Here is a 14,271-nt window from a genome sequence, read left to right as displayed (position 1 = left end):
AAACAATGAAAAACGTAAAATTTGTTTTTCAAAATACAATTCATTGCTATAATTTAAAAAAGTACTGGAAGAAAGGAAGTTTTCGCTTGTGATTCAACAGCTGAAAAAAATTTTTAACAGTTTAATCAGGTACGACGAGGAAAATAACGTCTTATCTGATAATTATCAATGGTTTTTAACAGGTGAAAATGAAGTAATTGGGATTGATAAAAAGGAATTAACGGAGAAGGATGTCTCCATACTATCATCATTTCTATCCCCGTATAATATTAATCTTCCTATATTAACCAAAGAAGAGCAGCAGTGGAAGCAACTAATCCATTCTGGTGGACAGCTCGCATATTTTAATGCAGAAACTGCTTTTCGATTTGTGCATTTTACTTTTAAGAAGAATGAGTTGGAACCAATCACATTTAAAGAAGCGGTACATGAGTTCTTTTCAAAACCTGTACCAATTTTATGGGAAAATGAGCATGAAGGCATTATTATTGAGGAACAGTCACCACAATTGGATGAGGGGATATCCTATGAACAGATTATTGATGTACTAATGAGTGATCTGTATGTTAAAATCAACTTTTTTGTAGGTCCTTTTTTCAATGAGCAGGAAAATATAAAACAGCATTATGAATTAATTATTACAACTGCACCAATTGTATTTTCCTACTCAGATAAACCAGTAATATCCTATATTGATGCTGTTCCATCCATGTTGATTGACCGGACAGAGCCTGCATTCCGGAATGAATTGATTCGGGTTATTTTAGGAGATTTAGCTCTGGATGAAGAGCTCTTGCATACTATTCAAACTTTCATGCAATGCAATTTAAATATATCTGTTACTGCAAAGGAATTATATATGCACCGGAACAGTCTGCATTACCGGCTGGATAAATTCAATGAAAAAACCGGCATAGATGTGCGTCAGTTTCATGAAGCCATGACAGTATATTTAGCCTTATTGTCAAACATGCACAAAGAGGATTAATATCTTTGTGCATGTTTGCCATTTTTTTATGGTTAATCTTTCTGTAAAATTAAATCAATAAATACTTGTTCAAAACAATATTTTTTTGAACATTATCTAAAACGCTTACATATATGGAGGGAATATTATGGCTGAATTACGTTTGGAACATATTCAAAAATCTTATGACAAGAAAGTAATAGCTGTTGATGATTTTAATTTGGACATCAAGGACAAGGAATTTATCGTTTTTGTTGGTCCTTCCGGTTGTGGAAAATCAACTACTTTGCGCATGATTGCAGGTCTGGAGGAGATTACGGACGGTGATTTGTTCATTGATGACAGAAAAATGAATGATGTAGCACCAAAGGACCGTGACATCGCGATGGTTTTCCAAAACTACGCGTTGTATCCGCATATGAATGTATATGACAATATGGCATTTGGATTGAAACTTCGCAAATTTAAAAAAGATGAAATCGAAAAACGGGTAAACAACGCTGCTAAGATTTTAGGCTTGGAAGCTTACCTGGATCGTAAACCGAAAGCTCTTTCCGGTGGTCAGCGTCAGCGTGTTGCACTAGGACGAGCTATTGTCCGGGATGCTAAAGTATTCCTGATGGATGAACCTTTATCAAACCTTGATGCAAAATTACGGGTACAAATGCGCGCTGAAATTCAAAAGCTTCACCAACGCCTGCAAACAACTACTATTTATGTTACACATGACCAAACAGAAGCTATGACAATGGCAACCCGGCTGGTGGTTATGAAAGATGGTATCATTCAACAGGTTGGTGCACCAAAGGATGTTTATGATAATCCTGAAAATGTATTTGTTGGCGGCTTTATCGGTTCACCTTCAATGAACTTTTTTACTGGTAAGCTGACGGAAACTCACTTTGAAATGGAAAATGTAAAAGTACAGGTGCCTGAAGGAAAATTGAAAATTCTTCGTGAACAAAATTATATAGGAAAAGATATTATTTTAGGAATTCGTCCGGAAGATATTCATGATGAACCAGCATTTTTAAATGCAACTCCTGAAACTAAAGTAAATGCTACCATTGATGTTGCAGAACTTATGGGTGCTGAATCTTATCTTTATTCCAAAATAAATGAACAGGATTTCGTGGCACGTGTTGACTCAAGGTCAGACATCAATGGTGGAGATAAAGTGGATTTAGCGTTCGATATGAACAACTCACACTTCTTTGATGCAGAAACAGAATTACGTATTCGTAAATAGACTATTATTAGAGAAGCCTTCCGAATTGGGAGGCTTTCTTTTTTCTAGAGTTGTACGGATATGCACGACCTCGAAAAATATCCACTGCCTTAACACTCCCCAGAAATTAAAAGAGGGAAAGCCATATAAGACTTTCCCTCGAGCCATTATTTATTGTGGTTGTTGTCCGCTAAATTGTTGTTGTGCAGTTGCTACAAGTCTTTTTGTGATTTCTCCACCGACAGACCCGTTAGCACGAGAAGTGGTATCAGCTCCAAGGTTCACACCAAACTCCTGAGCGATCTCATATTTCATTTGATCAAGAGCTTGTTGTACTCCAGGGACTACTAATTGGTTTGAATTGTTATTAGCCATGTGTTTTTCACCTCCTGTAATACCTATTGTCCGCATTACAGGAAATCTTATGACAAATAACCATTGGTAAATTGTAGATATGCTTCCAAAAGTAGAGGAAAAGCTCACTGCAATGCAAGTGAGTTTTTCTCTGTTCCCTATTTAGGCTGTGTCATCTCTTTTGGATTCACATACTTATCAAATTCTTCTTCTGTCAGCAGTCCTAATTCCACAGCTGTTTCTTTTAATGTAGAATTATCGTTAAACGCTTTTTTAGCAATTTTCGCTGCATTTTCATAGCCAATGTGCGGATTTAATGCAGTTACAAGCATTAAGGAATCATTCAAATATTTTTCGATTTGTTCATGGTTTGGTTCGATTCCTTTAGCACAGCGTTCGTCAAATGAAAGAATGCTATCTGCAAGCAGCTGGCTGGATTGCAGGAAATTGTAAGCAATTACTGGTTTAAATACATTTAACTCAAAATTACCCTGACTTGCTGCAAAACCAATCGCTGCATCATTACCCATAACTTGAGCCGCAACCATTGTAACTGCTTCACTTTGGGTAGGGTTAACTTTTCCTGGCATAATTGAGCTTCCTGGCTCATTTGCAGGGATTGTAATTTCACCAATTCCACAGCGTGGGCCACTTGCCAGCCAGCGTACATCGTTGGCAATTTTCATCATATCCGCAGCCAGTGCTTTTAGAGCACCATGTGCATAAACAGTTTCATCATGGCTTGTTAGCGCATGAAATTTATTTGGAGCAGAAACAAAGTCTTTTCCAGTAAATTCATTGATTGCTTTACATACGCGCTCCGAAAATTCAGGGTGCGCATTTAAGCCTGTTCCCACTGCTGTTCCGCCAATAGCCAATTCTTTCAAATATTCTCCGCTTTGTTTAATCATGGTTTCAGATTTTTCCAGCATGCGATGCCATCCACTTATTTCCTGCCCCAGTGTCAATGGAGTAGCATCCTGCAAATGGGTACGTCCAATTTTCACAATTTCTGAAAAGGCTTCTTCTTTTTGCTTTAAAGTTTCCTTAAATGTCCGAACAGCCGGAAGAACCGTATCTTCAAGCTTCAATACAGAAGCAATATGCATAGCTGTTGGATAGGTATCATTGGAACTTTGTGATTTGTTTACATCATCATTCGGATGAAGTTTCAGCTCACTCCCCTGTTCTTTCAGCCATTTATTTCCGGCAAATGCTATTACTTCATTCACGTTCATATTTGACTGTGTTCCACTTCCGGTTTGCCAAACAACCAATGGAAAATGATCATTCAACTTTTCACCGATAATTTGATCAGCTGCATAGGTAATAGCTTCTGCCTTCTTTTCTTCTAATAAACCGAGATTACTATTTGCTTTTGCAGCACTTTTTTTCAAAATTGCAAACGCTTTTATTATTTCTGCAGGCATTTTTTCATTTCCGATTGGAAAGTTTTGTTTGCTTCGCTGAGTCTGTGCACCCCAATATTTTTCGGCAGGTACATTTATTTCCCCAATTGTATCTTTCTCTATTCGATAATCCATATGCTTTTCCTCCCTATGTAAATTAATCCTCTTCCATTGTACCAAATTTTGCTCAAAAAAAATAAAATATACGATGAAATCATTCGAAAAAGCATCGTTTTGACTCAAAAGCGGGAATTTTTAAGAAATGACACAGAATTGTCCATGTTTTTATACCCTTTCTTACTAAATTTCTTTTATAATACTAAAGAGGCAGTAAATCAGATTTATCTTTTACGAAGACAATAGAACTTTAATCACATGAAAAATAACAAAATTACTCAAGCAGAAGTCTTCTAATAATAATTAAGATGAATGGCAACGATTAGAAGGAGGATTTCGCTATGCCGAATATATGGACCCATATACTTTTTTGTGAGGATGTTGTTGATGCAGTCAAAAAGCCTTACCCATTTTCACAGCATGAAGCGTACATGAAACTGGGGGCTCAGGGACCCGACCCTTTCTTCTACTTTAACTTCTGGCCATGGGTGAAGGATGAACCAGTTCATAATATAGGAATGGCTTTGCATACAATAAGCTGCGGTGACTTCCTTATGGACTTAATTACAAATGCAAAAAATAAGAGTGGTCAAGTGCAAGCCTTTGTCATTGGTTTTATTACTCATCATATTTTAGACCGAAATACACATCCTTATATTCATTATCGTGCAGGATATGAAGGAAGCAACCACCAGAAGCTTGAAATATTAATTGATACAAAGATGATGGAAAAATACCATAATTTAAAAACATGGAAAGCACCGGTTTATAAGGAAATCGATGTTGGCAGATCATTGAATAAAGATATTATTGATCTAATGCATGAATTAATTGGCAAACATTATCCGGATCTTTACAGAGAATCTGCAGGCTACATTCAAAAAGCTTACCAGGATATGAAGCTTGCTTTCAGAATTTTGTCAGACCCTTATGGCTGGAAAAATATTTTATTCAAATCACTCATCTCATCCTATTCCCATCAGCCTGTAAAAAACGACGTTGATTATTTAAACTTGAATGAATCTACCTGGCACCATCCTGCAACGAATGAACCCTGCAATAAAAGTTTTATTGACCTGTATAAAAAAGGGCGTGCTGAAGGGATTGAAATATTAACAGAGGTGCAGAGCTACTGGCAGGATGATAAGGAACATTCAATACAGCGTTTAACAGATCTCGTTGGGAACATTTCGTATGATACCGGAAAACCACTGGAATTAAATTTGGAAAATAGATATTGTGATCCGATTGTTTAACTCTTATTGATATAACAAAAGTCAGCTGTATATTGATTTACAGCTGACTTTTGTTATTTCAATAGCCTTCTTAATATCTTTCCTGTACTTCTCCCTGCAGCTCTTCTGGCAACACGTTTGCCAAGACTTCCTTTTTTAGTAGCATTCACATCACCAAGAACTCGGGCTATCATGTATAATATCCTTCTTAAATTATTAATACGCAAGAAGGCTCACTCCTTTTATTTTGGCTTTACTTCCACTCTTCCTGCAGATGCAGATTGTTTTCTTGCCTCTTTCATTCCTTGCTCAATATTAACAAACCTTAATAGAATTATTCCAGCGATAAAGAAGAAAATCAATGATAATATCCCCAGTCTGCTTGACCCTGTAATCTGACCGATAAACGCAAATAAGAAAGGTCCAAAAATTGCTGCAAACTTGGAGGATATCCCGTAAAACCCAAAAAACTCGGCATGTTTATTATCTGGAACCATTCTGCCGAATATTGATCTGCTTAAGGATTGTGCTCCACCCTGTACAATTCCAACACAAAATGCCAATAAATAAAAATGAGTTGCAGATGTCATAAAGTAACCTAGAATAACGATTCCCAAATATGCATAAAGCGTGATATATAGTGCTCTTTTAGCAGTAATTTTCGTTGCCAGCCATCCAAATAAGAAAGTACATGGAATCCCCACAAATTGTGTAATTAAGAGTGCCACAATAAGTGAATTTCCATCAATGCCTACTTCACGCCCATAAATAGTAGCCATTCTGATAATTGTGGAAATCCCGTCATTATAAAGCCAAAAAGCCAATAAGAAAATTAATAATTGCTTATACTGCTTTATTTCCCGAAACGTATTGCCCACTCTGGAAAAACCGATGGCAATATATGATTTTTCCCTTTTTACAGCTGTTTTCTTTTCTTCATTAATATTTTTCAGCAGTGGAAGTGAAAATATAAACCACCATACACCCACTGTTGTAAATGACACTTGACTCGCGACTGTCGCATTAGGCAGACCAAACCAGGACGGGTTTAGAATCATCAGTATGTTGAGGGTCAATAATAGACCTCCGCCAATATAGCCAAATGCAAATCCACCTGAAGATACTTTATCAATCTCATCCTCATCAGCAATTTCCGGCAAAAAACCATCATAGAAAATATTAGCACCGGAAAAACCAATGGAACCGACAATAAATAAAATAGAGGCCAGCAGGTAATCACCTTCACCAACAAAAGCTAATAAAATACTTGCTACAATCCCCATGAAAGCAAAAAAGCGCAAGAATTTCTTTTTTGCTGCGGAAAAGTCGCTGATCGCACCTAATATTGGTGCAAGCACTGCCACAATCAATACAGCAATAGACTGTGAGTATCCCCAATAGCTTGCTGCAAGGTTTTCATCAAGACCAACCGCAGCTACATCATAATAAAAAACCGGAAGAACTGCTGCCATGATCGTTGTTGCAAATGCAGAGTTGCCAAAATCATAAAGCATCCAGCTGCGGGTAATCTTTTTCTTGTTTTTCATATGTACATTCACTCCCCCTGTTACTGCAAGCATATCAAAATGTCATCTGAAAAAGTACTGCATTTTGAAAAAATTACATTTAGTTAATCATCTTGCTTCTTCGAGCGATGCTGCTGTCTGGTTTGTCTCTTCGATTACCAATACTAAATTGGACATGCGGTCCGCCTGACCATCCACCATTGCTTCAAGCTCTTCAATGGTTGCCGTGGTCTCTTCAATCGCAGATGCCAGATGATCCACAGATGTATCAATATCTTCAGAGGAGTTATTTATTTCCGTTGCTTGTTTTTCCAAGTACCCTAAGTACGTAATAAAGTTGGCCAGCTCATCGGTGATTTTCCCAAAATCTTTCTCAGCCTCTTTGGCACTTGCTGTACTTTTTTGGAGCTGAATTTTATTATGGTTTACTTCTTTTTGAGTTTTAAGTCCATCCTGCCCGATTGTTTCTAGATTTTTCCTTATGTCCTTTGCCATACTTCGGGATACTTCCGCTAATTTTCTAACCTCACTTGCTACCACTGCAAAACCTTTTCCTGCTTCTCCTGCCCTGGCCGCTTCAATGCTCGCATTTAATGCTAATAAGTTTGTCTGTTCAGCAATGTCTTCAATCTTTGCAGTAAAGCTATTGTTTTCCTGCATTTTTTGAACAAGGTTTTCCATCGTAATTATCAAATGCTCGAAGGACTGCTGGAATTGATAAATAGTATCAGTCAAGCCTTCCATTGTCTGCTGGCCTTTCGATGATAAATCCTTTAGTACTTCGCCATCTTCCTTGCCTTTAGTCAGGGATGTAAGCATTTTTCCGACCAACTGATTCGTGCCTTCTACAGTGTAATTTATGTTAGTTGCAGCTTCTGACTGGGAATGACTCGCTATTGTGATTTCCTTAAATGCTTCCCTCATTTCCTGCATTGCATGAGAATTCAGCTGACTATCCTGTTCGATTGCAGTCATTTGTGAACGTACATTTCTTGCCCCAGCTTGTACGATGTCCGTTAGTTTTCTTTGCTCTGCAGAAATCAATTTACTGTCTGACAGCGCCTCTTCCGCATTCGTTAATAACTTTCTGGCAACCTTTACCTGAATGATAAGCACAGCAAAAACTAAAACAAAAAACACAATTGTGATTGCTGTTGCCCTTGCATCAAAACCGATAATTGCCCCTTTTTCAATAACGAAAAATATCAGCAGAGACAGCCCGAGTACACCACCAGTTATCAATACTGCTACAGATAATGATATTGCTGCTACAGCAAGTACATAAAAAGTAAACAGCATATTCGTCACATAATCAGAACTTAAAATAATTAAAAATGCAATACTGGCAAGTGCTGCAATTGCTATATATGGGATGATTGCCGAGTATAATTTTTTATAATGGAAAATACCAATTACTCCAACACTCAATGCACCGCCAATACCCAATGATAAAAGGTTTTCCTTCGGTGCCCCAACAATTATTTCAGCACCAACCCCTAAAAACAACGAAAACAATAAAATATAAAATAAAATTTGATTCTGTCTATGTACAACCTTCTGATTTCTCCCCATTATTTACCTCCGAATTCTAGTTAGTTCATATGAAAAAAGACCCAGTTTCCCTGCATTAGAATAGCCTCACCAAAGAAAGGCAAGGCTATTTTTCCTGAGTTTATTTACTCCCATACAAAATGTTTATATAGTTCACTAAGTTTTAAAAATTCTTCTTTATTTCCTGTATCAATGGAGCTGTTAATTGCAGTTTCCAGTTTTTCTTTATTCCAGCTGAAACATATTTCATCCAATAACAATCTTGAAGATAATTTCAATTCGAATGAAATTTCACGTTTTGCCTGAAGAACTTCGCCTTCATATCTATAATATCGATAAACCAGCTTTTCCTTTTTCATGGAACACGCCCCCTTGTTCCTTTATTACTATTATCCTAAATTTTTAGAATAATTGCAACACCTAAATTCTAATAAATATAAAATCCATTAATACTGATACTATTATTGATTTTAAACTTGGACCAAAAGTTGCGTAATATCTGAAGTCGCACGACACAGGTTAAAAGTCGTGCGATAAATGCAGGAAATCGCGTGATACTTGGGCAGAGTCGTGCGATACACACGAAAATCAAGTTATCGCACGACTGTAATGACCTGTCGCACGATTTTAGGAGGTTATCCTTAATTTAACCTGAGTCACCTTACTATTTCTACAGAACTTTAAAAAATATTCAGTCGGCTGCTTCCAAGTGACCTTTTAAGGATGTGTTTCCAAATTGATTCTTCAAATTTTTGGGCAAGCTAAACTTAATTTGGTCCTCGCAATATATGTACCTGTATGCTTCATTGTTTCTCTGGACCCATCATGCCTTACTTTGATAGACTGTGTAAGTATCGTTTAGATGAAAACTGGAGGCTGGCCATCTATGGATCATTCCAATAACTTAAAAAGAGGGGAAAAAGGGGCTTGGCTTAGCATTATTGCCTACATTATCCTGGCTATTACAAAGCTTTCGATTGCGAAAATCGGAAATTCAGATGCATTATATGCGGATGGATTAAATAATTCCACAGACGTAATTGCCTCAATTGCCGTACTGATCGGATTAAAAATATCAAGAAAACCACCAGATGAAGACCATCATTATGGTCATTATCGTGCCGAAACAATAGCCTCATTATTTGCAGCCTTTGTTATGATGTTTGTAGGTATTCAGGTTATCATTGATACCTTTCAAAAAGTGATAAGCGGAGTTTCCCATCAGCCTGATTTACTGACGGCCTGGGTTGCACTTAGCGCAGCAGTTGTAATGTTTGGTGTTTATTTTTATAATGTTAAGCTTGCAAGAAAGATAAAAAGCAGTTCTTTATATGCTGCAGCACAGGATAACCGTTCCGATGCTTTAGTGAGTATTGGAGCATTTATTGGGATTATAGGAGCACAATTTGGTCTATTCTGGCTGGATCCATTAGCAGGCCTGGTAGTAGGATTGATTATCTGCAAAACTGCCTGGGAAATTTTTAAGGATTCAACCCATACGTTGACTGACGGATTTGACGAAAAACAAATTAAAAAAATACGGGCAAGTATCCAGAAAGATCCTGATGTAAAAGAAGTTGTTGACGTTAAAGGGCGAATCCATGGTAACCAGGCTTTTATCGATATTACCATCCTCGTTGACCCGAACCTTAATGTTCAGGAAAGCCATGACATTACCGTAAGAATCGAAAGTTATCTCGAAAAGAAACACAATATTACACATGCACAGATTCACATTGAACCATATGAGTAAGGAAGCATAAGGGCTAATTCTTATGCTTCCTTTTTGCTTTGAAATTTAGATAGACAATAGAAATACGGCAGCAATTGCTCCGATTACAACCAATATAACATTCAAGCCAATATAGGCTAATATGATTGCTACAATCCCTCCAATTAATCCGATATGCGGTTCATCTGGTTTTACTGTCGTTACCCCAGGAAAAATCAATGCCCCGAGTGCTGCGTATGGGATAGCATTTAACCAGCGATTTACCCATTCGCGAAATTGCAATTTATCTACAATAAAAGCCGGTATAACTCTTGGAATCATTGTTGCCAGAGACATGCCAATTATAATAGCAAATATCATGGACGTTCCTCCTTAAGCAAGTAAATGCCGCTCATTCCACCTAAGACGGTACCGAGTACAATCGCCCAGCCTGTACTCATTCCAAGCTGGATACATAATGTATTTATCAGCATGGCAACTATTGCTATTAACCCGACTCTTAATTCTTTTTTTACCGATGGCACGAGTAACCCAATAAACATGGCATATAATGCGATCCCCATACTTTGACTTAGCCTTTCCGGTATTACTTCACCAAGTACTCCACCTAGAAATGAACCGAAAATCCATGACAAATAAGCAGTTAATATTAATGCTGCATAAAAATAAGCACCCTTTTCCTTCTTGGATTCTTCCGGATGCAATGCTGACACTGCAAAAGTTTCATCCGTCAATCCCAAGGTTAATGGAATTTTCCATTTTAGTTCTACTGTACGGAGGCGATTCATAAAAGCTAAACTCATTACAAAATGCCGGAAATTCAATACAAACGTTGCAATAATAATTTCCACTGCTCCTGCTCCTACCGCAATCATATTTGCACCCATAAACTGACTGGCACCAGCAAAAACCATGACACTCATCAAAGTAAGCTCTGTTAATGTCATTCCTGATTGTTTTGCTAAAACCCCGTATGTTACTGCAATTGGCAAGTAACCAAGCATGATGGGAAACCCTGTTGCGATACCTTTTTGTATCATATGTAAAGATGCGGAAGTTTTTCTCTTTTTAACTGCATCACTCACCAATTTTATTCCCCCCTGAAAACAGTAATTCAGATTATTATAACTGATTTCACAAAATTTAAAAAGCAAGTAATTCGGGAAATTAATATTGACAGAGACGATTTCCGCATGTATATTCGATAGTAATATTTGAAAATTAGATAATAGCAATCCGGAAATGCATAGTAGATTAAATTGACGCAGCAAGAAGAGACAGAGTGGCCGGTGCAAACTCTGGCAGAACTTAATCGAAATACACATTTCTTTCAGGCGGATTTTTTCATGAGAGGCTGAACAGGTACCGTTCAGCAATCAGGGTGGTAACGCGGAGCAAGCTTCGTCCCTAATTGGGATGAGGCTTTTTTGATTGTATAGGAAATTATAAAATTTTTGACCTGTGGATAAATAAACAACCAAATCAGCCACGTCCGGCTCCAGCGCCCAGCGACTAGCGAACTTCCTTCACCTCCGTACGATAAGTCAACATCGGCTCCCTACGGTCGCTGTGTTTCCTTTATCTCCTGCGGTTCAGTCCAGTTCGTACGTCGCTAAACGGGCGCTTGCGCCTTTGTTTTTGGCTATTTTCAAAAATAATGTTGTTTTAAAATCCAAGATAAACATTTTAAGTAATATAATGCAATTAAAATTAAAGAAGGAGGCTGTCTCATGTTCCCAATCAACCCAAAGCATAACCCATCATTAGTTGAATCAATTTTATCCTTTATACTCATAGTTGGCCTTATCAGTTATTTTATAATTGGTTTGGGGACAGTCCCGCATATTCCAATTTTATTAGGAATTTTTATTCTTATTACCTATGGATTAATCAAGCATATCGCCTTTAAAGATTTGCAGGACGGTATGATTGAAGGTGCGAAAACAGGAATGGGTGCAGTTTTTTTATTCGTACTCATTGGTGTTTTAATAAGCAGCTGGATAATCAGTGGTACTATTCCCGCCTTAATAAATACAGGTTTCTCCCTGCTGGGTGGCACTTGGTTATATGCGATAGTTTTTGCAATAACAGCAATTATAGGTATTTCAATGGGAAGTTCCCTGACAACAACTGCTACAATTGGGGTCGCCTTTATTGGAATTGCCAGTGCAATGGATGCTTCCATGGCAATAACTGCTGGTGCAATTGTATCAGGTGCCTTTTTCGGTGATAAAATGTCTCCGTTATCTGATACGACAAATCTTGCATCGACTGTTGTTCAGGTTGACTTGTTCGAACATATTAAACACATAAGCTTAACAACGATTCCGGCTTTTATTATTAGTTTTATTATCTATATTTTGTTATCACCGGATGAAACTGTAACACTTCAGACGGGCAATAATTATCAATCAGCACTTGAAGCAACTGGTTTAATTCACTGGACTTCATGGATTCCCCTAGTGATATTAATTGTATGTACCATTTTTAAAGTGAATGCATTTATAGCAATTGGGATAAGCGGTTTGGCTGCAACATTGCTTGCCAGTTTTACGAGTGGAATTTCCTGGACTGAAATTTGGGCAATCTGGTTCGATGGCTATACTGCAACTACCGATTTCCAGCCCGTTAATGATCTGCTGTCAAAAGGCGGAATCAATAGTATGCTCTTCACCATTTCATTGGTCATTCTGGCACTAGGCTTTGGTGGTTTATTATTTGTAACTGGAATTATCCCAAGTATGCTAATGGCTTTTAAAGAAAAACTGCAGAAAGTGAGGACAATTATTGTTTCAACAGCTGCTACAGCAATTGGTGTTAACGTATTAATCGGAGAACAGTATCTTTCCATCATGTTAACTGGTGAAACGTATAAAGGAATTTATCAGAAGGCAGGACTCTCCAAAAAGGCACTCTCTAGAACATTAGAGGATGCAGGTACCGTTATTAACCCGCTTGTCCCATGGAGTGTTTGTGGTGTATTTATCGCAGATGTACTGGGTGTATCGGTACTGGCTTATTTACCATTTGCTTTCTTTTGTCTATTAAGTCCTGTAATTACGATGTTATTTGGCGGGAAAGCATTGAAAGAATAAACTTCATATAAAAATTAAAAATGTGGCTGTCCGCTTATTTATGGACCACCACATTTTTTAATCTATAACATGATTCAATGGACGCTAACCTTCAAGAAGCCCGGGAGAAGGCTGCCTCCCTTAAATTTGGTTCTACTTATCCTGATCTGTAATCAGCAATGGGCCATCCTTTGTAATGACAATAGTATGTTCATATTGTGCAGAGCGCCCTTTATCTATCGTTCTTGCTGTCCAGTTATTCTGATCCATTTTACTTTGCCAGCTTCCCTCATTTATCATTGGTTCAATTGTGATGACCATACCCTCTTTTAAACGGAGACCTTTATTTGGCAAACCGAAATGAGGGATATGCGGGTCTTCGTGAATTGTTGGACCGATTCCATGACCTGTGAAATCACGGACAACTGAAAAACCTTCTCCCTCTGCATAGGTTTGAATCGCATGCCCAATATCACCAATGCGATTACCTGCTTGTGCTTGTTCGATTCCTTTATCCAATGACGTTTTTGTTACTTCCATCAGTCGCTTGCCTTTTTCATCAACATTGCCTACTGCATAGGTCCAGGCAGAATCAGCTAGACCGCCATTTAAGTTTACAACCATATCAATTGTTACGATGTCACCATCTTGTAATTTCTCATCACGGGGGAAACCATGACAGATCTCATCATTTATCGAAGCACAAATGGCATATGGGTAGCCGTTATACCCTTTTTGCTCAGGGGTTGCTCCATGTTTGGCCAGTAACTTTTCTACTAATGCATCAATTTCCAATGTGGTAATTCCAGGTTTGATCATTTTGGCAATTTCCTTATGGCATTGAACAAGCAAATCACCAGCTGCTTGCATCTGTTCTATTTCACGTTTACTTTTTCTAGTTATCATCAAATTTCTTCCTCTCGTTAAAATACGCAAAACTATATGTTAAACTGTTTTGTAGATGAATATAATTAATTTCCAATATAAAGTGTACCATACAATAAAGTGAACCTTCAATCAGTGGGGGGTTCTTTCCCCCACTGATTGTTAGATGAACGAATCGGACATTTACTGGCAG

13 protein-coding genes are annotated in these 14,271 nt (G+C 37.7%); 5 read left to right on the top strand and 8 right to left on the bottom strand.

Annotated elements, in window-relative coordinates:
* Positions 1-88 precede the first annotated feature (88 nt).
* Positions 89-988 carry a PucR family transcriptional regulator gene (locus CIL03_RS14490; protein WP_094886593.1) on the top strand — a complete coding sequence of 300 codons (900 nt, stop codon included), beginning with the start codon at positions 89-91 and terminating at the stop codon, positions 986-988.
* Positions 989-1,115: 127 nt separating this feature from the next.
* The gene (locus tag CIL03_RS14485) at positions 1,116-2,216 is read left to right on the top strand and encodes an ABC transporter ATP-binding protein (protein ID WP_094886592.1); all 1,101 of its coding nucleotides are present in this window, start codon (positions 1,116-1,118) and stop codon (positions 2,214-2,216) included.
* 150 nt (positions 2,217-2,366) lie between these two features.
* Here CIL03_RS14485 and CIL03_RS14480 read toward each other — a convergent pair whose 3' ends face one another.
* Both CIL03_RS14480 and fumC read right to left on the bottom strand, forming a co-directional pair.
* Complete coding sequence (locus CIL03_RS14480; protein ID WP_094886591.1) at positions 2,367-2,570, bottom strand: alpha/beta-type small acid-soluble spore protein; 204 nt, start codon at positions 2,568-2,570, stop codon at positions 2,367-2,369.
* 137 nt (positions 2,571-2,707) lie between these two features.
* The gene (fumC, locus tag CIL03_RS14475; RefSeq protein ID WP_094886590.1) at positions 2,708-4,093 is read right to left on the bottom strand and encodes a class II fumarate hydratase; all 1,386 of its coding nucleotides are present in this window, start codon (positions 4,091-4,093) and stop codon (positions 2,708-2,710) included.
* 323 nt (positions 4,094-4,416) lie between these two features.
* Between fumC and CIL03_RS14470 the strand changes: the two genes are divergently transcribed.
* Positions 4,417-5,331: a zinc dependent phospholipase C family protein gene (locus tag CIL03_RS14470; protein WP_094886589.1), complete on the top strand. Its 915-nt coding sequence runs from the start codon at positions 4,417-4,419 to the stop codon at positions 5,329-5,331.
* A 221-nt stretch (positions 5,332-5,552) separates the two neighbouring features.
* Here CIL03_RS14470 and CIL03_RS14465 read toward each other — a convergent pair whose 3' ends face one another.
* From CIL03_RS14465 to CIL03_RS14455, 3 genes are all read right to left on the bottom strand, one after another.
* Positions 5,553-6,857: an MFS transporter gene (locus CIL03_RS14465; protein WP_094886588.1), complete on the bottom strand. Its 1,305-nt coding sequence runs from the start codon at positions 6,855-6,857 to the stop codon at positions 5,553-5,555.
* Positions 6,858-6,944: 87 nt separating this feature from the next.
* Positions 6,945-8,408: a methyl-accepting chemotaxis protein gene (locus tag CIL03_RS14460; protein WP_094886587.1), complete on the bottom strand. Its 1,464-nt coding sequence runs from the start codon at positions 8,406-8,408 to the stop codon at positions 6,945-6,947.
* A gap of 104 nt (positions 8,409-8,512) precedes the next feature.
* On the bottom strand, positions 8,513-8,746 hold the full coding sequence (locus tag CIL03_RS14455; protein WP_094886586.1) for an IDEAL domain-containing protein: 234 nt from the start codon (positions 8,744-8,746) through the stop codon (positions 8,513-8,515).
* Positions 8,747-9,273: 527 nt separating this feature from the next.
* Between CIL03_RS14455 and CIL03_RS14450 the strand changes: the two genes are divergently transcribed.
* Positions 9,274-10,140 (top strand): cation diffusion facilitator family transporter, encoded by an 867-nt coding sequence (locus tag CIL03_RS14450; protein WP_094886585.1) that lies wholly within the window; start codon positions 9,274-9,276, stop codon positions 10,138-10,140.
* 45 nt (positions 10,141-10,185) lie between these two features.
* On the opposite strand, the gene CIL03_RS14445 is transcribed toward CIL03_RS14450, so the two are convergent.
* Together CIL03_RS14445 and CIL03_RS14440 are read right to left on the bottom strand one after the other, a co-directional pair.
* On the bottom strand, positions 10,186-10,479 hold the full coding sequence (locus CIL03_RS14445; RefSeq protein ID WP_094886584.1) for an AzlD domain-containing protein: 294 nt from the start codon (positions 10,477-10,479) through the stop codon (positions 10,186-10,188).
* Positions 10,476-11,159 carry an AzlC family ABC transporter permease gene (locus CIL03_RS14440; protein ID WP_094886685.1) on the bottom strand — a complete coding sequence of 228 codons (684 nt, stop codon included), beginning with the start codon at positions 11,157-11,159 and terminating at the stop codon, positions 10,476-10,478. The genes CIL03_RS14445 and CIL03_RS14440 overlap by 4 nt, the downstream gene beginning before the upstream one ends.
* A 690-nt stretch (positions 11,160-11,849) precedes the next feature.
* Here CIL03_RS14440 and nhaC point away from each other — a divergent pair.
* On the top strand, positions 11,850-13,214 hold the full coding sequence (gene nhaC, locus CIL03_RS14435) for a Na+/H+ antiporter NhaC (protein ID WP_094886583.1): 1,365 nt from the start codon (positions 11,850-11,852) through the stop codon (positions 13,212-13,214).
* A gap of 132 nt (positions 13,215-13,346) precedes the next feature.
* On the opposite strand, the gene map is transcribed toward nhaC, so the two are convergent.
* Entirely contained in the window at positions 13,347-14,099 is a 753-nt protein-coding gene (gene map, locus CIL03_RS14430) for a type I methionyl aminopeptidase (RefSeq protein ID WP_094886582.1), read from the bottom strand.
* Positions 14,100-14,271: the final 172 nt, after the last annotated feature.

Origin of the sequence: Virgibacillus indicus, assembly GCF_002266285.1 — a bacterium.
Lineage (GTDB): Bacteria > Bacillota > Bacilli > Bacillales > Amphibacillaceae > Virgibacillus_K > Virgibacillus_K indicus.
Note: the sequence above shows the minus strand (reverse complement) of the source record. Positions and strands in the feature narration are given on the sequence as shown.